Raw genomic sequence first — 25,023 nt, 5'->3', positions numbered from 1 at the left:
GTAGTCATGGCTGAAGTGTATTCTTGGCTCACACCGGTATGGAGTGAGTGGAAAAAAAGTCTCGATGCGGAGCGTTTTCCTAACTCTGTAATTGTTAATGCGCCGGAAGGGCTAGGCGTTGATGCGTTGATTAGCCAACTTACCGACGCATTGATGTGTACGAACTATGAAAGCGAGTCGTGCGGGTTTTGCCACAGCTGTGAATTAATGAAGTCGGGCAGCCATCCTGATTTTCATGTGATCTCACCAGAGAAAGAAGGTAAGTCGATCACGGTTGATCAAGTGCGTGCCAGTAACCGTTGGGCTCAAGAGTCTTCTCAGTTAGGTGGTTTGCGCGTTATCTTGCTTAACCCTGCTGAAGCAATGAACGAATCGGCTTCCAACGCACTACTGAAAACTCTGGAAGAGCCATCAAGCAAATGTATCTTCATTCTTTCTACTCGTAATAGTAACCGTTTGATGCCGACTATCATTAGCCGTTGCCAACAATTTAATGTGGTAAGCCCACAGTTGGAGGTGGGGTCTGCTTGGTTAGATGGTGAAGTTGGTAAGGCTGTCCCACAATATATTTTAGCGCTTAATGACAACGCGCCTTTAAAAGCAAAGGCGATGTTTGAGCAGGGTGGGGTAGAGGCTTCGACCAAAGCGCTTGATGGCTTTGTTAATGTCATTAAGGGCACTCAACCTGACATGCTAAAATTCTCGACAGAGCTTAGCAAAGACCCTTTGATTCAACTTGGCTGGCTTTGGCATTTATTGTCAGATGTACAGAAGCTGCATTTTGGTTTGGCGAATCAGGCTATCACTCCGAGCGCGAAAGCTCTGGTTGAGGTGATGTCTTATCAAAGTGCTTACGCAGTATCGAATAAACTGCTGATATTGATTGAGCAGTTAAAGCAACACCCTGGGCTCAATACGGAGCTACTCATAATGAATTGGCTGATAGCCACTTGCGAGGAAACATGTTCGTAGATTCCCACTGTCATTTAGACAAATTGGATTATCAAGATTTACACACAAGCGTAGAAGACGTTGTGAACAAAGCGAAGGCAGCAAACGTAGACCAGCTGTTGTCTGTTGGTGTGACACTGAATTCGTTTGAAAATATGCTCGAGATGATCTCGCCGTTTGATAACGTTAAAGCCTCTTGTGGCGTTCACCCTCTCGATGTTGAAAGTGATTTCTGTCTAGAGACAATGCGTGAGTACGCGAGTAACCCTAAAGTGGTGGCGATTGGTGAGACAGGTTTAGATTATCACTATCAACCAGAGACTGCAGAGCTACAACAGCTACGATTTAAGCAGCATGTTGAATTGGCCGTTGAGCTTAATAAACCTTTGATCATCCACACTCGTAACGCACGTGAAGACACATTGGCTATTTTACGTGATGGCGGAGCTGAGATGTGTGGTGGTGTTATTCATTGCTTTACTGAAGATCAAGCGTTCGCTGAAGCGGCAATGGAGTTAGGTTTTTATATCTCAATTTCAGGTATTGTGACCTTCAAACAAGCTACAGAACTCAAAGAAGTTGTTAGGAAGCTTCCTCTCGATAGGCTATTGATCGAGACAGATTCTCCATATTTAGCGCCAATTCCATATCGTGGCAAGCAGAATCAGCCTGCATATGTCGTAGAAGTTGCCGCCTATATTGCACAATTGAAAGGCTTGTCAATGAAAGAGGTTGCTGAACAAACGACCAAAAATTACCAGAAACTTTTTTTGCGATAAAAATCTAACTAAGCAAATAAAAGGGAGCGAAAGCTCCCTTTTTGTGTTTTTGATCACCAAAAATGCGTTTTTTTTTAATGTTTACGAATTATGTTGAACTTGAGAGCGCTAATTATAACATTTGTAATTTTGTTACTAAAAATAACATTAGCTCCTATTTTATTTACCCAGTAAAATAATAGGGCTCTTGAAAAATACCCATGTATTTCAATGAATTAAGCAGTTGTAAAGCATTGCATTTTCTAGATTTGACATGTGATCCAAGACGTGTTTTGAAACTAAATTTCGTAAGTGACTAGAAAGTTAGTTCCCCATCAATATATATTTAGCGGCAGAAAATATAATGCAATACATGGTTACATTTTCGCAGGGTGCTAACATATAGGCTACGGGGGTGTGCCGTTAGAACCCATATAATTATTTTATCTTTATCAGGAGCATAAACATGTTTAAGAACCTTTTTGCTAGCCTGCAGAAAGTTGGTAAGTCTCTGATGCTTCCAGTATCAGTTTTACCAGTTGCGGGTATTTTGCTAGGTGTCGGTGCAGCAGATCTTCCTTTCATTCCAGAAATCGTTTCAAACTTAATGGAACAAGCTGGTGGTTCAGTATTTGGTCAAATGGCACTACTGTTCGCAGTAGGTGTTGCACTTGGCTTTACTAACAACGATGGTGTGGCTGGTCTAGCTGCTATCGTTGGTTACGGCATCATGACTGCTACACTTGGCGTAATGGCTGGTGTAATGGGCGTTGATAAAATCGATACTGGTGTACTAGGTGGTATCCTAGTCGGTGGTGTTGCTGCTTGGGCATTCAACCGTTTCTTCCGTATTCAACTACCAGAGTACCTTGGCTTCTTCGCTGGTAAGCGTGCTGTGCCAATCATCACAGGTTTCTCTGCGATTGGTCTAGCAATCCTACTATCTGTAGTATGGCCACCAGTTGGCGGCGCTATCTCTGCGTTCTCTGATTGGGCTGCTCACCAAAACCCACAAGTGGCGTTTGGTATCTACGGTATCGTTGAGCGTTCTCTAATTCCATTTGGTCTTCACCACGTTTGGAACGTACCTTTCTTCTTTGAAGCTGGTACTTGTGTAAACGCTGCTGGCGAAACTCAAAACGGTGTTCTTACTTGTTACCTAGTTGCTGATGACGCATCTCGTGCAGCGGGCAATGGCTTCGGTCAGCTAGCTGGTGGTTACATGTTCAAGATGTTCGGTCTACCTGCTGCTGCAATCGCGATTGCACACTCAGCTAAGCCTGAAAACCGCGCTAAAGTAATGGGCATCATGGCTTCTGCTGCGTTGACTTCATTCCTAACGGGTATCACTGAACCAATCGAATTCTCTTTCCTATTCGTTGCTCCAGTACTGTACGCAATCCACGCTCTACTAGCTGGTTCTGCATACGTTCTTGCGAACACTCTAGGTTTTGTTCACGGTACATCTTTCTCACACGGTCTAATCGACTTCCTAGTTCTATCTGGCAACGCGTCTAAGATGGGCCTAATGGTTGTATGTGGTATTGCTTACGCTGCAATTTACTACATCGTATTCCGCACTGTGATTAAAGCTCTAGACCTTAAAACTCCAGGCCGTGAAGACGAGACTGAAGAAGAGTCAGTTGCGACTGGTTCTGAACTTGCTGGTGAGCTAGTTGCTGCGTTCGGTGGCAAAGCGAACATCACTGGTCTTGACGCTTGTATTACTCGTCTACGTGTTGCAGTAGCTGATACAGCTCTTGTTGACCAAGACAAACTGAAGAAACTAGGCGCTGCAGGTGTTGTTGTAGTTGCTGGTGGCGTACAAGCTATCTTCGGTACTAAGTCTGACAACCTTAAGACAGACATGGATGAGTGGATCCGTAACAACGGTTAATTCACTGATTCAATAAATTGAAAGGAGGCCGAAAGGCCTCCTTTTTTATTTTCAGCTCTATGAAAGACCTATTATGCTTAATTTCCATTAACTCAGATACTTATCATTCAACTCGATCAGTTGATGGTTGCTCTTAAATTTTTCGTGTCTTTTATCTTTTACCTAGCGATGACACCTTTCGTTATTATTCCAGTAAACTACCGCTTTTAAACACAGTCTGAGAATATTATGAAACATCGTTACTTGATCGGCCTTATGTGCTGCAGCGGAGCCTCGTTTGCTCACGCTTCTGAAGCTCCAGCTTTGGAAGTTGGACTTGCCATTGACCAAGACCTGAGTGTCGTTGTGGAATTTGATCAGAAATACCGTGCTACGATCGGTAATGACGGCGCTGCATTTGACTACATTTGGAAGCGTGGTCAGTTCGAGACTGAAGCTCCATTGAGTTGGTACGTCGGTGCGGGTGCTTGGGCTGAATGGAATGACGACTTTGGCTTACGCTTGCCGTTAGGCGTAAAAGTGAACTTCTACGAAGGTTGGAATGCTTACGCACAAGTGCACCCTGAGATCGATATGTATAAAGGTGTTGAGTTGCAAGTAGGTGGCGCTTTAGGTGTTACCTACAAGTTCTAATCTGAACCGAAACCGTTTTAATAATGAAAAAAAACCAGCACTTAGCTGGTTTTTTCATTTGGGCCGATCTTATATTTTTGCTTCATTGAGCCGCTTAGAAAGTAAAACTGAGTCCGATATTGGCTTGGAATTGGTTCATCCAGTCGGTATCAAAGCGAATAATGCACTCTTGTCCATTGCTTGGGATGTTACACACGCCAGTTGTGTCGTTATCCACGACGGTACCTAACCAACGTACTTGTGTGTTCAACGCTAATCGATCACTAAATTTGTACTCTAAGCCACCAAAGATTGAGGTTGAGAACCCATACTTATCTTTTGCCCAGTCTACATCGACGTAAGAAGCCCCAAGACCTAACCCTAGATAACCCGACAACACGGGGGAGGCCGGGTAGTAGATGCTACTTTGAAAGTGTAGGTATTGGATGGAGGAGCTTAGGTTGAGTGTTTCTAATTCCGAGCTCTGATTGGAATAGAAGAAGCCGATGCGTCCTTTTTCAAGTGGCGTTTCAATTGCAAAGGTGTAGTTTTCAGAGCCTTTCATGTCATAGGTTTTACCGTCCTGGTCTTCGACACTGCCACCGCCGGTATAACCCACCATCGGAGTAATGATGATCTCCGGCGAAGCATGTGCGCTTGAAACGGAGAGAAACGCAATCAGTGCCATCATATTTGCTTTGTTATTCATGAGTATATCCTTATCCATACACTTACTAATTGTGATGGTTACATCAATATTGTGCGACTAATTTCGACGATTCTTGAAGATACTTCACACACCTGATAGTACTTAAATAGAGACTCGACAAATTAATAATAAGCCAGAGGTGTCTATGGACCATAATCTGAAAAATGCCCTACAAATAACAGCGTTTATCTACACAGTCATTCTTTCATTTGGCTTTATTGCGATTGGTAGTTAATACCTTCCAATTCGAGGCTGAGTTTTTATACTCAGGGAATAATGAATAGTGGGATTATAACCAATATTGATACAGCAATAGACTTAGACTATTACGCTAAGTTTATTGCTGGAAAAACAGCACTGGTCGCTCAAGGTGGCGGACAGAGAAGTATTTTTACTTCTGGAGTGCTGGATGCCTTTCTTCTTTCTAATTTTGACCCCTTCGACGAATTTTTTGGCACCTCAGCAGGCGCTCTTAATTTATGTGCTTATCTGTGCCGCGATAAAGGCCTTGGTCGTTCTTTCGTTCTCGACCTCACTACCGCACCGGAGTTCTTTAATCTCTTTTCCTATATACGCCACAGAAAGAACCTTGGATTAGAGTGGGCCTTAGAACAAATCATGGCTTATCCATACAAACTCGATCTGGATTTGGGACGACAAACGCTAGGTGATCGCCACTTCTATGCGGCTGTAACGGATTCTAAAGATCTGCGAGATCACTACTTTCCGTTATTGGGCGAAGATTGGTATAAGGTGATGATTGCGACCTGCGCCATTCCTCGTTTGTACAATGATGAAATTTATATTGGTGACAGTGCTTATGTGGACGGTGGCGTATCAGCATGCATACCGGTTCAAGAAGCATGGCGCAGGCAAGCTCGTTCCATTGTTGTGATTCGTACTGAACCCGTGCTAGAGGATGAACATGTGGGTTTGGCTGAAGCTCAGGCGACTAAGTCTTCAATTAAAGCACCTAAGGCAATATCTGCCGAAGAATTGGAATGGTTCCGCGAATCTTTTGACAGTGTTCAAGGTCATTGGCAACAGAAAGTGGAACAGTGGAAAACCGACTGGACCTCTTTCTTCCAACAACAAATTATGCGATCAAAAGAGCAGAAGCGTGACCGTGGGCATTTGGACCTGCTGAACGGTGGTCGCTGGCTATTTGGAGCGGATGATATTTATCGTTTGAGTCATTTAATTGGGGATAAGTTTGATTCAGGCTTAGCTGATATGTTGATGGTGCACTACCAGACTTATTCATTAACTCAGGACTTTTTGAATTCGCCACCGGACGATGCGTTTGTGGTGCAAATAGCGCCAAGTCAGCCGCTAAAATCGAGTTCATTAATGAGTGACAAAGAAGATCTGTTGCACGATTACGAATTGGGCTTAGAAGCCGGTTACCGATTTGTAGAAACCTACACTTCAACGGAAAACGCTCGCAATTCACACATGCCACAGTTGGCCACCATTGCTGCTGACAAGTGATTTTCGAAGTTGCTGAGTTAGAATGCGGTGAGCTCGTTATGTTGTTTAAGCAGATCGTTAGTTAGTCGTGTTCTGAAATGAAAAAGGGTTATTGAACTTAGTTCGATAACCCTTTTTTGCTTTTGAGATTAGGTAAATCGTTTCGCCTTACGGCCACACACTAAGTGACAGGCAAGATTCTCATACAGTTGGTTGAGCCTGCTACATCCATGATATCACCTTGAGTGACGATCACTAGGTCGCCAAACTTAAGGTGTCCTTTCTCCTTCAGGCAAGTGAGTGTTGATAGCGCAATATCAAAGCTGTCTTTGGCTTCTGTCTCAAAGTAAATAGGTGTAACACCTCGGTACAAGGTACAGCGATTGAGCGTTCCTTCGTTACGAGACAGCGCGTAGATAGGCATGTCAGCACTTAAGCGAGACATCATCAACGCAGTACGGCCAGATTCGGTGAGAGTGACTACACCTTTAATGCCTTCCATATGGTTTGCCGAATAGATGGTTGCCATAGAAACGGTTTCTTCAGCGGTAACAAAGGTGCGGTCAATACGGTAATTCGATTGGTTAACCCCCGCCATCTTCTCAGCTCCAATACACACTTCTGCCATGGATTTTACGGTTTCGACTGGGTAATCACCTGCAGCGGTCTCACCTGAAAGCATCACTGCGTCGGTGCCATCCAGTACGGCATTAGCAACGTCCATCACTTCGGCACGGGTTGGCATTGGCGCAGAGATCATCGATTCCATCATCTGAGTTGCGGTGATCACTGTTCGATTAAGCGCTCTGGCACGGCGTATAAGCTGTTTTTGTACACCGACCAACTCAGGGTCACCAATTTCCACTCCGAGGTCACCACGAGCCACCATGACCACATCTGAGGCCATTATGATGTCATCCATGTTCTCAACAGTGGCGACTGTCTCTGCTCGCTCCACTTTTGCGACGAGGTGAGCTTCTAAGCCGGCTTCTCGTGCAAGTTGACGAGCGTAGTGCATGTCTTCACCATTACGTGGGAAAGATACGGCTAGGTAATCCACTTTGATTTGTGCGGCGGTGACGATGTCGCGCTTGTCTTTCTCTGTTAGCGCTTCTGCGGAAAGGCCCCCGCCTTTTTTGTTGATGCCTTTGTTATTTGAGAGTGGGCCGCCAATGATGACTTCGGTGTGAACACGGCAACCTTCGACCTTGGTTACTTTGAGTTGAACACGACCATCGTCAAGCAACAAGATATCGCCGGCGGATACGTCGTTAGGCAGTTCTTTGTAATCAAGGCCAACGGCTTCTTGATTGCCTTCGCCTAAACCTAGGCTGCTATCGAGAGTGAACAGGTCGCCTACGGCAAGTTGGATTTTGCCATCTTTGAATGTCGACACACGAATCTTGGGACCTTGTAAGTCTCCGAGAATGGCGATTTGAGTGCCGTGTCTTTTTGCTATTGCTCTGACTTTTTCTGCGCGTTGTATATGGTCGTCGCTGGTGCCGTGAGAGAAGTTCATACGGACGATATTGGCACCTGCTTTGATAATTTCTTCAAGCACGTTACCTTTATCTGTTGAAGGGCCAAGCGTTGTGACGATTTTCGTTTTTCTTAATTCGGCTGTCATGAATACTCCTAGAGTGAGACCAAGTAATCTTTTACAAGACTGAATTAAGTATATGCATTAATTGATAATTTATTGGGAGCTAGGAAGATATTTCTGTATTTACTGATATTTATTGTATTTAGCACTCAAGCGCGATGTTTTTTTATGAAAATTAAGTCTCGATTTATCGATGTGGGTGTTAATTTTCCTCGAACAATTTGACTCGATACACAAAGATTCATGTATATACGTGATACTGGTCACGGCGATATACCAAGTGACTTCACAATTACTTCGCAAAGTAAAAAAATTACCTTGTTGATGATTTCTGGAGCGTAAAATGTACATGGCTCAACCGGGCCATATTGATCATATCAAACAGGTCAATGCTGGTCGTGTATATAAACTAATTGACCTTAAAGGTCCTATTTCTCGTATCGATCTGTCCAAGCAAAGTGAGTTGGCTCCGGCGAGTATTACTAAAATTACCCGTGAACTCATTGAAGCTCACCTTATTCACGAGACCACGGTTCAAGAAGCCACGACTCGTGGACGTCCTGCTGTCGGTCTACAAACCAATAACGAAGGTTGGCAATTTTTGTCGATGCGTCTTGGTCGCGGATACTTGACGATCGCGCTCCATGAATTGGGCGGCGACGTGCTTATCGATACCAAAATTGATATTCACGAACGTGATCAAGATGATGTGCTGGCGCGTCTTCTTCATGAAATCGATGAGTTCTTCCAAACCTATGCTGAGCAACTCGACAGGGTGACGAGTATCGCTATCACACTGCCAGGCCTTGTGAATTCAGAGCAGGGTATTGTGTTGCAAATGCCGCACTACAACGTTGAAAACTTAGCGTTAGGGCCGGAGATCTACAAAGAAACCGGTCTGCCAGTTTTTATTGCCAATGATACCCGAGCATGGGCATTAGCAGAGAAGCTGTTTGGTAACTCACAAGATAACGACAACTCTGTTCTTATCTCGATTCACCACGGTTTAGGTGCCGGGATCATTCTCGATGGTCGCGTTCTGCAAGGTCGCCACGGTAACATCGGTGAGTTGGGGCATATCCAGATCGATAAAGAAGGCAAGCTTTGCCACTGTGGTAATCGAGGCTGTTTAGAAACGGTCGCGAGTTCTCAGGCGATCCGTGAGCAAGTCAAAGAGCGACTGGCAAATGGTGAAGAATCAACGCTAACTGTGTTTGAAGACGTCACTATTGAACAGATCTGCGCTGCCGCTGCTGATGGTGACCCATTGGCTGTCGAAGTGATTGAGCAGTTAGGCCGTTACTTAGGCTCTGCGATTGCGATTGTGATTAACCTATTCAACCCAGAGAAAATCTTGGTGGGGGGTGTTATCAATCAGGCGAAGAGCGTGTTATACCCAGCGATTCAAAAGTGCATCGAAGAGCAGAGCCTATCGGTTTACCATAAAGACTTAGAGCTGGTGGAATCTCGTTTTTATAAGCAGGCAACCATGCCAGGTGCTGCTCTCATCAAGCAGGCTTTATATGATGGTCAACTGCTAATGAAAGTGATTGAAGGCTAACTCTTTTTCTCTTCTTTAAGCCTTACCCCGAACCTTTCCATGTACTTAAGCTTTGTATAACATCATTTGTTGTACTTAGTTTAAGCATTCTGTGCATTAGCGCTTTGCTTTAACCTATTGAAGTAGGCTATTGTAGCCACAGTTATTATTTGTCACTAAGGTGTTGTATGTCTGGCGTTTTAAATTCGGTTGATCAGAGAACCAAGCTAGTCGGTGAAAACCGTCTGGAACTCTTATTATTCAGCTTAAATAGTCGTCAACTATTTGCGATTAACGTATTTAAAGTGAAAGAAGTCCTAAAAGTGCCAGTACTCACTCGCTTACCGGGCTCTCACCATCATATTACGGGTGTTGCTTCTCTACGTGGTGAATCGGTACCTGTGATTGATCTGCGAAGTGCGATTGGCTTTCCGCCATCTCGTGCGGAATCTCAAGAGAGTAACCTGATCATTACTGAATACAACCGAACCGTACAAGGTTTCTTGGTTGGGCAAGTTCGTAATATCGTCAATACGACATGGACAGAAATCCAGCCGCCGCCAAAGACAACAGGCCGCGCAAACTACCTAACCGCTATCACGCATATTCAAGAAGAAGAGCAGCACAAGATCGTCGAGATCATCGATGTGGAGAAAGTGTTGGCTGAGATCATTGATTACGATGTATCGATCTCTGAAGGTGTGTTAGATCAGCAGTTAGCTCAGGAAATGATAGGACGTAACGTGCTTATCGTTGATGACTCTTCAACAGCGCGTAATCAAATCAAAGGCACCTTGTCGCAGCTTGGGTTGAATATTATTGAGTGTTGTGATGGCTTAGAAGCACTGACCTTACTTAAGAGTTGGTGTGATGAAGGCAAAGACATCAATCAAGAAATATTGTTGATGATCACCGATGCTGAAATGCCTGAAATGGATGGCTACAAACTGACTCACGAAGTACGTACTGATCCTAGAATGCATGACCTATTCATTACGCTAAATACCTCATTAAGTGGAAGTTTTAATGAGGCGATGGTGGAGAAAGTCGGGTGTAATCGCTTTATTTCTAAGTTCCAACCAGATTTACTGGTTGAGGTAACTCAAGAGCGTATGCGTCAGATCCTGTAATTTATACCGACATGCAGTTTGTTTTGAGTGACCTTATAGAAAACGTTTGCTATTATTGATGCGGCATATTTCTCGTAACAAAATATGCTCAATTACTCACGTAACTTTTCACACACAATCTAAGGTAGTTCCTTTTAATGATATGGTTAACGTCTAAAGTCGTTATGACTTTGAGCTTATTACTATATAGGGAATTTAAGAAAAGACGTACGGAAGCTGACGTTGAGGTGTAACTCAACAATTTGAAATGAAGGGAAGCAGATGCTTCCCTTTTTCGTTTCTAGCGTTTCTAGCGTTTCTGGTAGGGCGATTTGAATCGTTAATGAAAATCTCGTGATTTGGTTTTCAAACCAACAATTTCATCGGTAATATCGATAAGTTTCCCCGCGATAACATGCACGACCTCTCCTTCTTTTTCTAATATCCCTTGTACTTTTAACGCCTTGGCTGTGAGGTAGGCTTGCTGTTGAGCGCGCGCGGTTGCTCCCCATACCACGACATTAATATTACCAGTGCTATCTTCTAGTGTGACAAAGGTGACACCTGCCGCGGTTCCGGGAGATTGTTTTCCTGTGACTAATCCGACAACGGTGACCATCGATTTGTGTCTTTGTTGTATTAAATCTTTCATGTGTGTGAATCGACCTAATCGTCCCGCTTCTTCGAGCAAAGTGATTGGATGCTTGTTCAATGAAACTCCGACACTGGTGAAGTCTTCGAGTAGATCTTGCATTTCGTTGGGCTTGTGCAGTGTGTGTTCGCCATGCTCATCCTCAGTATCGTCATAGACCTGGCTAAACAGAGGTAGATCAGACGCGGAATCCATTATCGCCCAGCGAGTTTGGAAGCGGTCTCCAGAGACGTTATGTAGCGCATTGGCCGATGCCAGTAGCTCGATATCTTTCTTATTCATCGATAACTGTTTCACCTGGCTAGGGTGGCGATAACCGGATGGTGGACGATTGGCGATCACGCTTTGAATCCCATGCTCGCTGAACCCTTTGATTTGTCGCAGCCCTAAGCGAATCGCTAGACCATTCTGATGAGAGACAACCGTGTGGTCGTTTTGAGAAGCGTTCACACATACCGGAAGTATCACCACATTATGTCGCTGTGCATCTTGTACCAACTGTGATGGGCTATAAAAGCCCATGGGTTGGCTGTTCAACAAAGAAGCGTAGAAACATTCAGGGTAGTAGCATTTCAACCAAGCTGAGCAATACGCTAACACCGCAAACGAAGCCGAGTGGCTTTCTGGAAATCCGTACTCGCCGAAGCCGCATATCTGTTTAAAGATCTGTTCGGCAAACTCTGTCTCATAGCCGCGCTTTTGCATTCCCTCGATGAGTTTGTTTTTAAACTTAAAGACGTTGCCATTTTTCTTCCAAGCGGCCATTGCGCGTCTGAGTTGATCTGCTTCACCACCAGTGAACCCTGCAGCCACCATCGCGAGTTTAATCACTTGCTCTTGGAAGATAGGTACACCTAAGGTACGCGACAGTACTGATTCCACGTCTTTAGATGGATAACTGATTGGCTCAATGCCATCTCGACGCTTGAGAAATGGATGCACCATATCGCCCTGAATAGGACCTGGGCGTACGATAGCGATTTGAATCACCAAGTCGTAATAAGTTTTCGGTTTCAGCCTTGGCAGCATGCTCATTTGCGCACGTGACTCAATTTGGAATATCCCGACCGTGTCTGCCCGTTGAATCATGCCGTAAACCTGAGGATCATCCTTAAGGCGAGTGATCTCAGCAATGGTCAGTGATCGCCCGTGAATACGTTTGATCAGGTCGAAACATTTACGAATCGCAGAGAGCATACCCAACGCGAGCACATCAACTTTCAGCAAGCCTAAGGTTTCTAGATCATCCTTATCCCATTGGATAATGGTTCGATCGTGCATCGCGGCATTCTCGACGGGAACCAATTCATACAAGGGCCCAGAAGAGATCACAAAGCCGCCCACATGCTGAGACAGATGACGTGGAAAGCCGATAATCTCATTCACCAAATGGATAAACTGTTGCCCCTTCAAAGAGTCTGGTTGCAGCCCTAATTGGGTGAGCTGAGCCTGCCAACCTAGGCTCTTGTCTCTGCGATTGGTGTTCTTAATGAAGTAATCAAGCTGGGTTTCTTGCAGCCCTAATGCTTTTCCGACATCCCTTACCGCGCTTTTAAAGCGATAAGAAATAACCGTTGCGGCAAGCGCAGCCCGTTCTCTACCGTATTTTTTGTAGATGTATTGGATGACTTCTTCACGTCGTTCGTGTTCAAAGTCGACATCAATATCAGGCGGCTCATCACGCTCTTTACTAATGAAGCGTTCAAACAGCACCGAGATTTGTCTTGGATCGACAGAGGTGATTTCTAGGCAGTAACAGACTACAGAATTGGCCGCTGAACCTCGACCTTGATAAAGAATGTCTTGGCTTTTGGCAAACATGACGATGTCATGAATGGTGAGAAAGAAGAAAGGGTAGTTGAGCTCACCAATCAGCCCGAGTTCTTTATCTATGATTTGTTGAATGTCATTAGGCACACCTTGTGGAAAGCGAGCCTGTTTCCCTTTCTCGACCAACATGCGCAGATAACTCATGGGTGTCTCACCCTGAGGAATCAGTTCACTTGGGTATTCGTAGCGTAGGCTACCTAAATCAAATTCACACAGCTCAGAAATTCGGTTGCTCTCTTCCAGCCACTCAGCTTTGAATATATGAGAGAGCTTATTGATGCTTCGTAAACAGCGCTCGGCATTCGCCAACAGATGGCTTCCCACTTCGGTTATTGGCTTTTGGTATTTAATCGCAGTGAGTGAGTGCTGTAAGGGCAGGCGGTTAGCATTGTGCATCAACACGCCACCGCAAGCTGTAATAGGCAGTTGGTGATGTTGTGACAGAACAACGCAGTAATCAATGTACTGTTGATCGGTCTGTTTCAGGTGTCGTTGTAAGCCAATCCATAACCGACCTGAGTGGTGCTGAGAAAGCCACTGTCCCCAATGTGCGTCTTCATTTTTCTGTTGAGGCAACCACAGGATGAAGCAGTGCTTAGCCGACATGATATCCCACTCAGAGAGCTGATAATGTCCCTTGCTGCTACGACGTCTAGCGTTGGTAATAATACGGCACAGTTCGGCATAGGCTTGTCTATTTGGACATAACAAGACAACTTGGCACTCTTCATTTAACCAAAACATGCTTCCGACAATCTGCTTGAGCGACAGTTTGTGTTGCTTGATTGCAGAGTGAACCTTAACGATACCCGCGACCGAGCACTCATCAGTGACCGCGAGTGCTTTGTAACGTAAAAAGTCGGCCTGTAAAACCAGCTCTTCCGCGTGTGAAGCTCCCTCAAGAAAGGAGTAATTACTTTGGCAGAAAAGCTCTGAGTACTGCTGAGACATAACGTAATCTCACTTAATCATTGTGAGTAAACATGATTGAAAAAGGGGCGTTTAAATGGGACAAGTGGCAAGAACGACTTACCAAACTGCCTTACTAACTGAACAAACCGTGCAAGAACCACTGTTTATCGGGTGTTCTGAATACCCATAGCCATCGACCGTTTTCACTGTGAGCAATAAAGTAGTCACGAATGATTTTCTCGCCATCCCACCAGCCAGAAACAATACGTTCAGGGCCCTGAGATAAGGTAATTTTCTCGGTTAAGGCTTCTGGCTCCGGCAGCAAAATACTGGGCCTGAGTCGCTGCTGATTGACGCTGAGATCTGTGGTTTGTTGCTCGAACTCTGAAGGAGTTTTACTCTTTGACACAGATTTACTTAGTGTTGGGATCGAGTACTGATTGGCTTTTTCTGGCCTTGGGTCATGCTGTATTTTCGGTGTTTGAATACAGGCTTGTCCAAGCTTCGCTTGTAACAATGAAAGTAGGTCTAACGCAGCAAGTGTACCGGTATTGCCATCAAAAAGATCATGGTAGGCCATTTGAGGCTCACCATGACGAGTTAACGAGAGAGTGAGCCCTTGAACCGGCGCTGTGAGCTTTAGTGATTCTAAAGTTAGATGGGTAAGGTTCGCCCATTTTCCAGCAAGGTAATCACCTTGTGCCGAATAAAAAGAGACAGGGTGGTCGTCTTTATCTCTTAGGTGCAAAGTCAGTGTTAACTCGAAAGCCACTCGGTCGCGTAGCTTCAAAAAACACTCGAGTTGATTCAGTAATTTCAGCAACGGCTTTTCAATGAACAGAATATTTTCAATATCAAACAACAGCTCCAGATATTGTTGGAAATTCTCTGGCGGGTGATAAAAATCAATCGGGTGCTTGAACTGTCCATTAAGACGACCAACATAATTGACCAAGTCGATGTCAAAGCGACGCGCGACCTCTTGCAAAGGCAGCTTTAATAGGTCTTCAACGATATTGATACCGACACGGTTCAGGCGTTCAACTTGCTTGGTCGGTAGTTCACTGGAACTCAATGCTTGCTGATTGACCCAAGCTTTCATTTGCTCAACATTGTTTGTTGCTTGGTTGATCGCTTGCTTACCCAAAAGGGTCGCAGCAAGCGGCGAGTAACCTGTGGCAAAACTGAACTTAATGTTGAGGGCTGCAATATGGTTTTTGAGTTCATGCCAGTAGTTATCTAACCCGTCGTAAAGTGACAGCATGTTAGAGGCTTTAATCAATAAACCATTAGGCGGCAATAACGCCATATCAGAAGTGACCAGATACGCCCATTGAGCTATCTCTTTCAGCTTATTTTTCTCTAGCTCAATACTGTAAGGGTGAACGTGTAAGTTATGGCAGAGCGCCGCCGCAGACCCTAGCCCCATGCCCAGTGTAATGCCTGAGTCCAGCGCGACTTGATTAGCTTGCAGCACACGATGATCTTTTTCATCCACGATGATAATAGGTTGCTCGTGTGCTTCTTCGTTCGAACCCAATTCATTAGAGTTAAATAAGGTATCCAACTGCAGAGATGGAAAGTGCAGATACAGCCACAACATGCGCTAACCTTGCTTCGCAATAGGAAAGGCCAACACAGTATTACCTGACAGATTGTGGTGTGAACTGTCGATGCTGATGACTTTTTCTGTCAGTAACGGCCAATTGTGGGTCATATCGAGAATAAAGCTGCCATACGACCAACTGCCTTTTCTCTTAGTCACCTCAACCTTTAAACCCTGCGCGTGAGAAGAGAGCTTCATACTTAATGAAACGGGTAGAGATAACTGATTATGGCTGGTGGCTTTAAAGTGAAATTGCAGGCATTTACCTGTTTCACTTGCGGCTTGTAAGCGTTTGGTTTGGTGGATTTCGAGATCGGCTCCCCATAACAATACAGAATGACAAGCACCGCTTTTGAGGCATTGCTCAGCAGCCCACAAGGCATCGAGATCGCGTTGAGGCTCGATTACTAAGATGTTATCGAGTTCAATCCCTTGGCTGCTAAAAAACTCGGCACAGATCCTTCCTGGTGGGTTAATGAATATGGCCAACTTCTGTGAGTTTTGCTGAGCTAAATAGGGCGTAAGCAGGCGCAGTTCGCCAATCCCTTGTTGTGATTCAACTTCAATAACGCCGTGTGTAGGAAAGCCACCATCAAGCTGTTTATCCAATTGCGGATAGCCTGTCGAAGTGGTACTTCCTTGCGTTGTTGATTGTAGCCCTTTCCAGATTAGCTGGCGGTCTTGTAAGCTTTTTATGAGTTCATGCATAATCAAATACCTGTATATTTATACAGTATATTTAACAATGAAAAAGATGCAAAGCAAAATGATGAAAATTAGCGGAACTAAGTTCTAGTTGATTGATTTAGATACAAAAAAAGCCGCGATTTGAAGTGACCCCGTAAAGTTGGACATTTCTGTTAAGCGGCTTTCAAGGCCTGAGTTCGATATTCTATCGGAGTCAGGCCTTTTAGTTTCACTTTTATACGTTTGGTATTGTAGTACTCGATGTATTCTTTAATTTGCTCTATCAGAGCATCTGCATCTTCAAAGCTTTGGTTGTGATACATCTCTGTTTTGAGTAAAGCAAAAAAGTTTTCAGCAACCGCATTATCCAAGCAGTTACCTTTTCTCGACATGCTTTGCGTTAACCCACTCTCCGCTACCTTTTTCTGATACTGTCGATGGCGATATTGCCAACCTTGATCGCTGTGTATAATTGGCTTTGAGTTGGGTTTCAGCTTTGATATAGCCTCCGTCAGCATATCCGTGACAAGCGGCAAGCAGGCATTTTGGGCCACTCTATAAGCAACCACTTCCTGAGTAAACAAGTCGACAATGGGAGACAAGTATACTTTCTGCTCTTTGACTTTGAACTCCGTGACATCAGTTACCCACTTTTCGTCGGGTTGAGTCGCACTAAAATCTCTTTCAAGCACGTTGGGAGCTGCTGTTCCAGACTCTCCTCGGTATGAACGATACTTTTTAATCCTGACTGTCGATTTAAGGTTCAGCTGAGCCATAAGTCTTTGAACCGTTTTGTGATTAAGCACGACCCCCTGATTTTTTAGTTCCAAGTGAATACGGCGGTAGCCGTATCGACCCTTATGTTCATGATAAATTGACTTTATCAACCGCAGCTCACGTTCGTAGCTATTTGGGCGCTTGCTCGTTTGAGCCTGATAATAAAAGACACTTTTTGCCAGCTGTAGAGTGTGCAGTAAGTGCTTTAGTGGGTACTTGCCTTTAAGAGTTAGAGCTATGACCGCTTTTTCTTTGTTCGACGGTTTTTTTCCTGCTCCAACTCTTCCAACTTTTTTAGAACGGCATTCTCGGTTCGTAAGTAGACCAACTCCTCTTTTAGCTCCTCAAGCGTCATTTCATTATCAGGCTTAGTGGTACGTTGAGGTTGCTGTTTCATTGAGGGTCTTCCTTTCTGGCGCATTTTGAGCCCTTTGATACCCAGCTCATTAAATCGTTTGAGCCAGACAGAGAGTATCCCAGGGGATGAGAGGTTTAATACAGCGCTAGTGTGCGTGAGAGACCATTCATTCGTCCACATTAAATTCAATGCTTTTCGCTTTGTCTGAGCAGAGGCAGCATGCTTAGTTGGTAAAAATGAATCAGTACCATGGATGGCAAAGACTTGAGCCCAATACCGTATCTGTCTTGAAGAGATTGAATATTGTTTTGCTAAGCAGAGAGATGACGTGCCATCTAAATATTGCTTAGCAATGATACATTTTAGCTCTCGGCTATATTTGGACATAAAAAGACCCCCAATAATTGGTGTCCAACTATTGGGGGTCAGTTCAAGTAAAGCGGCTTCTTGTTATTGGTTATAATATCAACTACTTAGGTTGAGCGTCGATACATTGGCCATTAATGTCTGTCACACTTGGATTCATTAAGTGTAGGTACAGTGGGATAATGTCCAGTGGCGTTTTCAGCTTGTTAGCATCTTCACCTGGGTACGCTTTTGCACGCATGCGCGTTTGAGTACCGCCTGGGTTGATCGCATTAACACGGATGTTTGTGTCTTCAAGTTCATCCGCTAAGATCTGCATCATCCCTTCGGTAGCAAACTTAGAAATCGCGTAAGTGCCCCAGAATGCACGGCCAGAGTGACCAACGGTAGAAGAGGTGAATACGATACGACCCGCTTCCGCTTTCTTAAGTGCAGGTAAAAGCGCTTGAGTCATCAAGAATTCAGACTTCACATTGATCTGCATAACATCATCAAAGGTCTCTTCATCAATCTGCTCAAACGGGCTCAGGGTTCCGAGAACGCCAGCGTTATGAAGTAGACCGTCTAAACGACCGAACTGCGATTCAATGGTTTCAGCCATATCAATGTAGTTCTGTTTTGTCGCGCCTTTTAAATCCAATGGGATAATCGCAGGCTGCGGGTAGCCTGCGCTTTCGATTTCATCGTAAATGAATTCTAGGTTTTTTACATTGCGGCCTAACAGAATGACAGTTGCGCCATGTTGAGCGAAGCTTAGTGCAGCTTGGCGACCAATGCCAGCACCGGCACCTGTAACCAAAATTACTTTATCTTTGAGGGCATCTGTAGAGATTGGGTAATCCACTGTGCTTATCCTTCTTTCTTTTATTATGTTCGTCATTCCATTGATGTTTAATCACACAGATAACCGCAGGAATGATGAGAAATTCTTGGTAATCGTGACAAGATGGTTACAATACACTAATTCATACAATAGGGGATATGACATTGGAATTTTTGTTGGACTACGGCTTGTTTTTAGCCAAGATTGCGACCGTTGTAATCGCCATCATTGCAATTTTAGTGATTGCTAAATCTGTGGGTGGGAAATCAAACGCAATTAAAGGTGAGCTGGAAATCACGAACCTATCTGAACACCATAAACAGACGATTGAACAACTAGAGCACCATCTACACGATGATGCTTTCATCAAAGCCCGTGATAAAGCAGAAAAGAAAGCGGAAAAAGAGAAAGTAAAATCACGCGGTAAAGAAGTGAAGAAAGCAGCGAAAGAGGGTGAGCTTGATAGCAAGCGTGAACCACATCTATTCGTTCTTGATTTTAACGGCAGCATTGATGCGAAAGAAGTAGCTTCATTACGTGAAGAGGTAACGGCGGTTCTGGCTGTTGCTCGTGAAGGCGATGAAGTATTGCTTAAGCTTGAATCTGGCGGTGGCATGGTTCACGGCTATGGTTTGGCATCTTCTCAACTTGATCGTATTAAAGCAGCAGGCTTGCCTCTGACTATCTCGGTAGACAAAGTAGCAGCAAGTGGTGGTTACATGATGGCATGTATCGCAGACAAAATTGTGTCGGCACCTTTCTCTATTGTTGGCTCTATTGGTGTTATCGCTCAATTGCCCAACTTCAATAAACTGCTTAAAAAGCATGATATTGAGTTTGAACAGTTAACAGCAGGTGAGTACAAACGCACGCTAACCATGTTTGGTGAGAACAGCGATAAAGCGCGTGAGAAGTTTAAAGAAGAGCTAGAAGAGACACATGGTCTATTCAAAGACTTCATTCGTGACCATCGTCCAGCGCTAGACCTTGATAAGGTTGCAACGGGTGAGCACTGGTTTGGTACGCAAGCACATGAACTTGGGCTGGTGGATGAGATCCGTACTTCTGATGACCTAGTTGTAGAAGCATGCAAAGACAAGACGGTTCTAGCGATTCACTACGTACAGAAGAAAAAGCTGTCAGACAAGCTTGCAGGCGTTGCTGGTAAATCTGCAGACAGCGTGCTGATGAAGCTGATTGAACGCGGCCAAAAGCCGATTGTTTAAGCTTATTTAGTTCGAGCCTTGAAAAGAAAGCGCATAAGTCTGATGACTTATGCGCTTTTTTATTGCTCCACTTCCGAGCGGGTGACCACTATGTTGTAGGGGGAGCGGAGTTTTCTACCCATTATCTACTTACTATGATGGATATTAAATCTTGGCTCCATAATCATTGCGTTTCGGACAAGTGGTTAGAATTTCTCGATGCCCCGTGTCTTTGAGTTCCTCAAGAATTACGTCAAAGCCCCACAAGCGATAGAGATGCTTCATCACTTCATCGTAGCCTTTGTCAAGCGGGATACGGTCATGAGGCACATACTGTAGTGTCATTGAACGATCACCACGAACATCGACGTTAAACACCTGAATATTAGGTTCAAGATTACTTAGGTTGTATTGAGCCGCAAGCTTTTCACGAATCAGGCGATAGCCCGGGTCATCATGAATAGCACTTACCTCAATGGTGTTTTTACGGTCGTCGTCGAGCACTGAGAACAGCTTAAAGTCTCGAATGATCTTTGGAGAAAGGTATTGGCTGATAAAGCTTTCATCTTTGAAATTGTGCATCGCAAAATGCACCGCTTCTAACCAATCACTTCCGGCCAGGTCTGGGAACCACTCTCGGTCTTCATCGGTTGGCTCTTCACAGATGCGTCGTATGTCTCTAAACATCGCGAAGCCGAGTGCGTAAGGGTTTATCCCGCTGAAGTAAGGGCTATTGTAAGCAGGTTGTGCGACCACACTAGTATGGCTGTGCAGGAACTCTAAGATGAACTTGTCACTCACCAAACCTTCGTCGTAAAGGTGGTTGAGAATGGTGTAGTGCCAGAAGGTAGCCCAACCTTCATTCATCACTTGTGTTTGTTTCTGAGGATAGAAGTATTGGCTCACCTTGCGAACAATACGAACACACTCACGCTGCCAAGGTTCAAGTAGTGGTGCATTCTTCTCGATAAAGTAGAGAATGTTCTCTTGAGGTTCGCTAGGAAAGCGGATTTTGGTCTCTTTTTCCTTGTCTTGATTTTTTGGCACAGTTCTCCATAGCTCGTTGACTTGAGATTGCAGATAAGCCTCTCGCTCTTCCTGCCTTGCGGTTTCTTCGGCAATGGAAATCTTCTCAGGACGTTTGTATCGGTCTACGCCGTAATTCATTAATGCATGGCAAGAATCAAGGAGTTGCTCGACCTCAGCGACGCCATACTTCTCTTCACAACCACTAATGTACTTCTTAGCGAACAGTAAGTAATCGATGATAGAACTAGCGTCTGTCCAGGTCTGGAACAGGTAGTTGCCTTTAAAGAAAGAGTTGTGGCCGTAACAAGCGTGCGCCATTACCAGTGCCTGCATCGTGACCGTGTTCTCTTCCATCAGATAAGCGATACAAGGGTCTGAATTGATCACAATTTCGTATGCTAAGCCCATCTGACCATGCTTATAGTTTTGCTCAGTTTGAATGAATTTCTTACCAAATGACCAGTGGTTGTAATTGATAGGCATACCAATGCTTGAGTATGCATCCATCATCTGCTCTGAAGTGATCACTTCAATTTGGTTCTGGTAAGTATCTAAACGGTAATGCTGCGCCACACGCTTAATTTCGACGTGATATTGTTCCAAGAGATTGAATGTCCAATCTGGACCATCAGGCAGCATCTTGTTGTTTTTCTTTTTTGCAGCTTTGTCTTTCTCTGCAACGTTTGATTTCGCTGTCATGGCAAACTCCCTTACGCTGTCTCTTTCTGGAACAGTTCTCTAAACACAGGAAAAATATCATCCACCGTTTTAATGTTTTTCATTGCGAAGTTGTCGAAGCTTGCTTCTAACTTCTCATACTCGTGCCAAAGCGTTTGGTGAGAGCGGCGTGTGATTTCGATATAAGAGTAATACTGACAAGTTGGTAGAAGCGTATTGACCAACAGCTCTTTACAACGAGGTGAGTCGTCAGCCCAGTTATCACCATCAGAAGCTTGTGCCGCATAGATATTCCACTCATTAGCTGGATAACGGTCTGCGACAATTTCTTTCATTAATTTCAGTGCACTAGAAACGATGGTGCCGCCCGTTTCTTGTGAGTAGAAGAACTCATGCTCGTCGACTTCTTTTGCTTGAGTATGGTGACGAATAAACACCACATCGACGTTTTCGTAGGTACGATTGAGGAACAAATAAAGCAGTACGTAGAAACGTTTTGCGATGTCTTTGGTGGCTTGATCCATTGAGCCTGACACATCCATCAAACAGAACATTACCGCTTGGCTAGATGGAATAGGGCGCTTCTCATAGTTTTTAAAACGTAAGTCGAAGGTATCAATGAATGGCACGTTTTCAATTTTTTTACGTAGCTCGGCAATCTCTTCTTTCAAGCGACTCTCTTCGAAGGGTTGTGCCGGTTCCGTCATTTTAACTTGGTCAAGTTGCTCCATCAGTAGGTTAAGCTCGCGCTTTTTACCTGCTGTCATCGCGGTTCTACGAGCTAGCGATTGCTGCAGTGAACGAACAATAGCGATGTTGGATGGAATCCCCGCACTTTGATAACCAGAACGGTGGGTTTTCCATTCGGTGATTTTGTTGACCTGATTCTTCTCTAGATTAGGCAGAGCTAAATCTTCAAAGAGAATATCAAGATACTCATCTTTTGAAATTTGGAAGGTAAATTCATCTTGGCCTTCGCCATCAGGACTTGCATCACCTTGGCCTGAACCACCACCTTGACCGCCACCTTTAGGGCGCTCAATTTTATCACCCGTGATGAACTGATCATTACCTGGGTGAACGCGCTCTCTGACGCCGCCTTGACCTTGGTGAAAGTTCGGCTCTTTGATGTCTTTATGGGGAATAGTGACGTCTTCACCCGTTTCAGTATTGGTGATTGAGCGTCGGTTGACTGCATCGGCCACAGATTCTTTGATTTGCTCTTTATGGCGTCGTAAGAATCGCTGTCTATTTACAGCACTCTTATTCTTGCCATTGAGCCTCCGATCGATAAATTGTGCCATAAGAACTCCCTCTCAGCTGATGTCACGATCCTACTTTTTATTAGGGTATAAGAGTTATTAGGATATAAGAGTTATTGCTTTGTACGAGCTGCTCACGTGAGCAGCTCAATACAGTTTGGTTTATGAGGATTTACGAACTCTTAGATACCACTCAGATAGCAGTCTAACTTGTTTCTCGGTGTAGCCTTTTTCCATCATACGAGCAACGAAGTCGTCGTGTTTTTTCTGATCATCCGTTGAGGTCTTAGCGTTGAATGAGATAACAGGAAGTAGCTCTTCTGTGTTAGAGAACATTTTCTTCTCAATCACAGTGCGCAGTTTCTCGTAGCTCGTCCACACAGGGTTTTGACCGTTATTGTTGGCTTTGGCACGAAGCACAAAGTTCACAATCTCATTTCGGAAGTCTTTAGGGTTACTGATACCGGCTGTTTTCTCTATTTTCTCAAGTTCACCATTCAGAGAAGCGCGGTCAAATAGCTGGCCTGTTTCTGGATCGCGGTACTCTTGGTCTTGAATCCAGAAGTCAGCGTAAGTCACGTAGCGGTCGAAGATATTTTGACCGTACTCAGAGTAAGACTCTAGGTAAGCGGTTTGAATCTCTTTACCGATGAACTCTACGTAGCGTGGTACTAGGTATCCTTTCAAGAACTCTAGATACTTCTCGGCGGTTTCTTGAGGGAACTGCTCACGTTCGATTTGCTGCTCAATAACGTAGAACAGGTGCACTGGGTTGGCGGCCACTTCGGCTTGGTCGAAGTTAAACACGCGAGACAGGATCTTAAAGGCGAAACGTGTCGATAGCCCAGACATACCTTCGTCAACGCCTGCGTAGTCTCGGTACTCTTGGTAGCTCTTCGCTTTTGGATCTGTGTCTTTTAGAGTCTCACCATCGTAAACCCGCATTTTTGAGAACAGAGAAGAGTTTTCAGGTTCTTTCAGTCTCGATAGGATGCTGAATTGCGATAGCAGGTCGAGCGTGCTTGGTGAACAAGGGGCTTTGGATAGCTCACTGTGTTCAAGCAGCTTCTTGTAGATCTTGACTTCTTCAGAGACGCGTAAACAGTAAGGGACTTTTACAATGTACACACGGTCGAGGAAGGCTTCGTTGTTTTTGTTGTTACGGAAGGTCTGCCACTCAGATTCGTTCGAGTGAGCCAGAATCATACCGTCAAATGGCAGTGCAGAAAGCCCTTCGGTACCGTTGAAGTTACCTTCTTGTGTTGCCGTTAGTAGTGGGTGTAATACCTTGATTGGCGCTTTAAACATCTCCACGAATTCCATCACACCTTGGTTGGCTTTACATAGCGCACCAGAGTAGCTGTAGGCATCAGGATCATCTTGAGAGAAGTGCTCAAGTTTACGAATATCCACCTTACCAACCAGAGACGAAATATCTTGGTTGTTTTCATCACCAGGCTCTGTTTTAGCGATCGCTACTTGATCGAGAATCGAAGGGCGCAGTTTGATGACTTTGAATTTGGAAATATCACCGCCAAAATCGTGCAGACGTTTTGCTGCCCACGGAGACATAATTGAGCGAAGATAGCGTTTCTCAATGCCATATTCGTTCTTCAATAAGTCACCGTCTTCGTTAACATCGAATAGACAGAATGGGTGATCGTTTACTGGGCTTCGTTCACCGTCAGCAGACAATACATAGATTGGTAGTTTCTGCATCAGGGCTTTGAGTTTTTCAGCAAGAGATGATTTACCACCGCCCACAGGGCCAAGTAGGTAAAGGATTTGTTTACGTTCTTCTAAACCTTGTGCAGCATGTTTTAAGTAAGACACAATCTGTTCAATCGCATCTTCCATGCCGTAGAAATCTTTAAATTCGCTGTAGCGTGAGATGACACGGTTCGAGAAAATACGACTCAGTTGAGGGTCTTGAGCGGTGTCAATGACCTCAGGTTCGCCAATGGCTAGTAATAAGCGCTCGGCAGCATTCGCGTAAGCACTTTTATCGTCTTTACACAGCGCTAAGAACTCTTGCAATGTCAGCTCTTCTTCCTTGGCTGCTTCATAACGTGATTGATAGTGGTCAAAAATACTCATAGTCACATTCCCCTTGTTAACCAGTCAAAACTGACGAGCGATTGAAAAATAGGCTCTCCCTACATTTTAAGGTTAGACCCGCTTCGACAATT

Annotated in this window: 20 protein-coding genes; 9 read left to right on the top strand and 11 right to left on the bottom strand. The window is 44.5% G+C overall.

What is annotated here, in order from left to right; genetic code table 11:
• The first annotated feature begins 6 nt into the window (after window positions 1–6).
• From OC193_RS10635 to OC193_RS10620, 4 genes are all read left to right on the top strand, one after another.
• Window positions 7–972 carry a DNA polymerase III subunit delta' gene (locus OC193_RS10635; protein WP_048662080.1) on the top strand — a complete coding sequence of 322 codons (966 nt, stop codon included), beginning with the start codon at window positions 7–9 and terminating at the stop codon, window positions 970–972.
• Window positions 963–1,730 carry a TatD family hydrolase gene (locus OC193_RS10630; RefSeq protein WP_048662081.1) on the top strand — a complete coding sequence of 256 codons (768 nt, stop codon included), beginning with the start codon at window positions 963–965 and terminating at the stop codon, window positions 1,728–1,730. The genes OC193_RS10635 and OC193_RS10630 overlap by 10 nt, the downstream gene beginning before the upstream one ends.
• 445 nt (window positions 1,731–2,175) lie before the next feature.
• On the top strand, window positions 2,176–3,606 hold the full coding sequence (gene ptsG, locus OC193_RS10625) for a PTS glucose transporter subunit IIBC (RefSeq protein WP_017062145.1): 1,431 nt from the start codon (window positions 2,176–2,178) through the stop codon (window positions 3,604–3,606).
• A gap of 228 nt (window positions 3,607–3,834) precedes the next feature.
• The gene (locus tag OC193_RS10620) at window positions 3,835–4,239 is read left to right on the top strand and encodes a hypothetical protein (protein WP_048662083.1); all 405 of its coding nucleotides are present in this window, start codon (window positions 3,835–3,837) and stop codon (window positions 4,237–4,239) included.
• Between the two features lie 94 nt (window positions 4,240–4,333).
• Here OC193_RS10620 and OC193_RS10615 read toward each other — a convergent pair whose 3' ends face one another.
• Complete coding sequence (locus OC193_RS10615) at window positions 4,334–4,927, bottom strand: outer membrane beta-barrel domain protein (RefSeq protein WP_048659707.1); 594 nt, start codon at window positions 4,925–4,927, stop codon at window positions 4,334–4,336.
• A 145-nt stretch (window positions 4,928–5,072) separates the two neighbouring features.
• Between OC193_RS10615 and cydH the strand changes: the two genes are divergently transcribed.
• Window positions 5,073–5,162 (top strand): cytochrome bd-I oxidase subunit CydH, encoded by a 90-nt coding sequence (cydH, locus tag OC193_RS10610; protein WP_102432550.1) that lies wholly within the window; start codon window positions 5,073–5,075, stop codon window positions 5,160–5,162.
• A gap of 41 nt (window positions 5,163–5,203) precedes the next feature.
• Entirely contained in the window at window positions 5,204–6,418 is a 1,215-nt protein-coding gene (locus tag OC193_RS10605; RefSeq protein WP_048662084.1) for a patatin-like phospholipase family protein, read from the top strand.
• Between the two features lie 160 nt (window positions 6,419–6,578).
• Here OC193_RS10605 and pyk read toward each other — a convergent pair whose 3' ends face one another.
• The gene (gene pyk / locus OC193_RS10600; protein WP_048659705.1) at window positions 6,579–8,024 is read right to left on the bottom strand and encodes a pyruvate kinase; all 1,446 of its coding nucleotides are present in this window, start codon (window positions 8,022–8,024) and stop codon (window positions 6,579–6,581) included.
• 319 nt (window positions 8,025–8,343) lie between these two features.
• On the opposite strand from pyk, the gene mlc reads away from it, so the two are divergent.
• Window positions 8,344–9,561, top strand: a complete 1,218-nt coding sequence (gene mlc / locus OC193_RS10595; protein ID WP_048607464.1) for a sugar metabolism global transcriptional regulator Mlc — start codon at window positions 8,344–8,346, stop codon at window positions 9,559–9,561.
• A 167-nt stretch (window positions 9,562–9,728) separates the two neighbouring features.
• Window positions 9,729–10,670: a chemotaxis protein CheV gene (locus OC193_RS10590; protein ID WP_048662085.1), complete on the top strand. Its 942-nt coding sequence runs from the start codon at window positions 9,729–9,731 to the stop codon at window positions 10,668–10,670.
• A 319-nt stretch (window positions 10,671–10,989) separates the two neighbouring features.
• On the opposite strand, the gene OC193_RS10585 is transcribed toward OC193_RS10590, so the two are convergent.
• The 6 genes from OC193_RS10585 to OC193_RS10560 all read right to left on the bottom strand — a co-directional run bounded on the left by OC193_RS10585 (window position 10,990) and on the right by OC193_RS10560 (window position 18,681).
• Entirely contained in the window at window positions 10,990–14,082 is a 3,093-nt protein-coding gene (locus tag OC193_RS10585) for an error-prone DNA polymerase (RefSeq protein ID WP_048662086.1), read from the bottom strand.
• A gap of 94 nt (window positions 14,083–14,176) precedes the next feature.
• On the bottom strand, window positions 14,177–15,646 hold the full coding sequence (locus tag OC193_RS10580) for a Y-family DNA polymerase (RefSeq protein WP_048662088.1): 1,470 nt from the start codon (window positions 15,644–15,646) through the stop codon (window positions 14,177–14,179).
• Between the two features lie 3 nt (window positions 15,647–15,649).
• Window positions 15,650–16,357 (bottom strand): translesion DNA synthesis-associated protein ImuA, encoded by a 708-nt coding sequence (imuA, locus tag OC193_RS10575; RefSeq protein WP_048662090.1) that lies wholly within the window; start codon window positions 16,355–16,357, stop codon window positions 15,650–15,652.
• Between the two features lie 152 nt (window positions 16,358–16,509).
• A complete protein-coding gene (locus OC193_RS10570; RefSeq protein WP_123961588.1) occupies window positions 16,510–17,352 on the bottom strand; it encodes an IS3 family transposase in 843 nt (280 codons plus the stop codon).
• Window positions 17,349–17,858: a helix-turn-helix domain-containing protein gene (locus tag OC193_RS10565; protein WP_048662683.1), complete on the bottom strand. Its 510-nt coding sequence runs from the start codon at window positions 17,856–17,858 to the stop codon at window positions 17,349–17,351. Before OC193_RS10565 ends, OC193_RS10570 begins: the two co-directional genes overlap by 4 nt.
• A gap of 82 nt (window positions 17,859–17,940) precedes the next feature.
• Window positions 17,941–18,681, bottom strand: coding sequence for a YciK family oxidoreductase (locus tag OC193_RS10560; RefSeq protein WP_017629695.1), 741 nt, complete (start codon window positions 18,679–18,681; stop codon window positions 17,941–17,943).
• Between the two features lie 137 nt (window positions 18,682–18,818).
• Here OC193_RS10560 and sohB point away from each other — a divergent pair, with 137 nt between their 5' ends.
• Complete coding sequence (sohB, locus tag OC193_RS10555; RefSeq protein ID WP_048664661.1) at window positions 18,819–19,886, top strand: protease SohB; 1,068 nt, start codon at window positions 18,819–18,821, stop codon at window positions 19,884–19,886.
• A gap of 144 nt (window positions 19,887–20,030) precedes the next feature.
• On the opposite strand, the gene OC193_RS10550 is transcribed toward sohB, so the two are convergent.
• The 3 genes from OC193_RS10550 to OC193_RS10540 form a co-directional block, all read right to left on the bottom strand.
• The gene (locus OC193_RS10550; protein WP_048659699.1) at window positions 20,031–21,593 is read right to left on the bottom strand and encodes a SpoVR family protein; all 1,563 of its coding nucleotides are present in this window, start codon (window positions 21,591–21,593) and stop codon (window positions 20,031–20,033) included.
• An 11-nt stretch (window positions 21,594–21,604) separates the two neighbouring features.
• Complete coding sequence (locus tag OC193_RS10545; RefSeq protein ID WP_048664662.1) at window positions 21,605–22,876, bottom strand: YeaH/YhbH family protein; 1,272 nt, start codon at window positions 22,874–22,876, stop codon at window positions 21,605–21,607.
• Window positions 22,877–22,996: 120 nt separating this feature from the next.
• On the bottom strand, window positions 22,997–24,931 hold the full coding sequence (locus tag OC193_RS10540) for a PrkA family serine protein kinase (protein ID WP_048659697.1): 1,935 nt from the start codon (window positions 24,929–24,931) through the stop codon (window positions 22,997–22,999).
• Window positions 24,932–25,023 lie beyond the last annotated feature (92 nt).

The organism is Vibrio crassostreae (assembly GCF_024347415.1).
Lineage (GTDB): Bacteria > Pseudomonadota > Gammaproteobacteria > Enterobacterales > Vibrionaceae > Vibrio > Vibrio crassostreae.
This window is presented reverse-complemented; position numbering and strand designations above follow the sequence as displayed.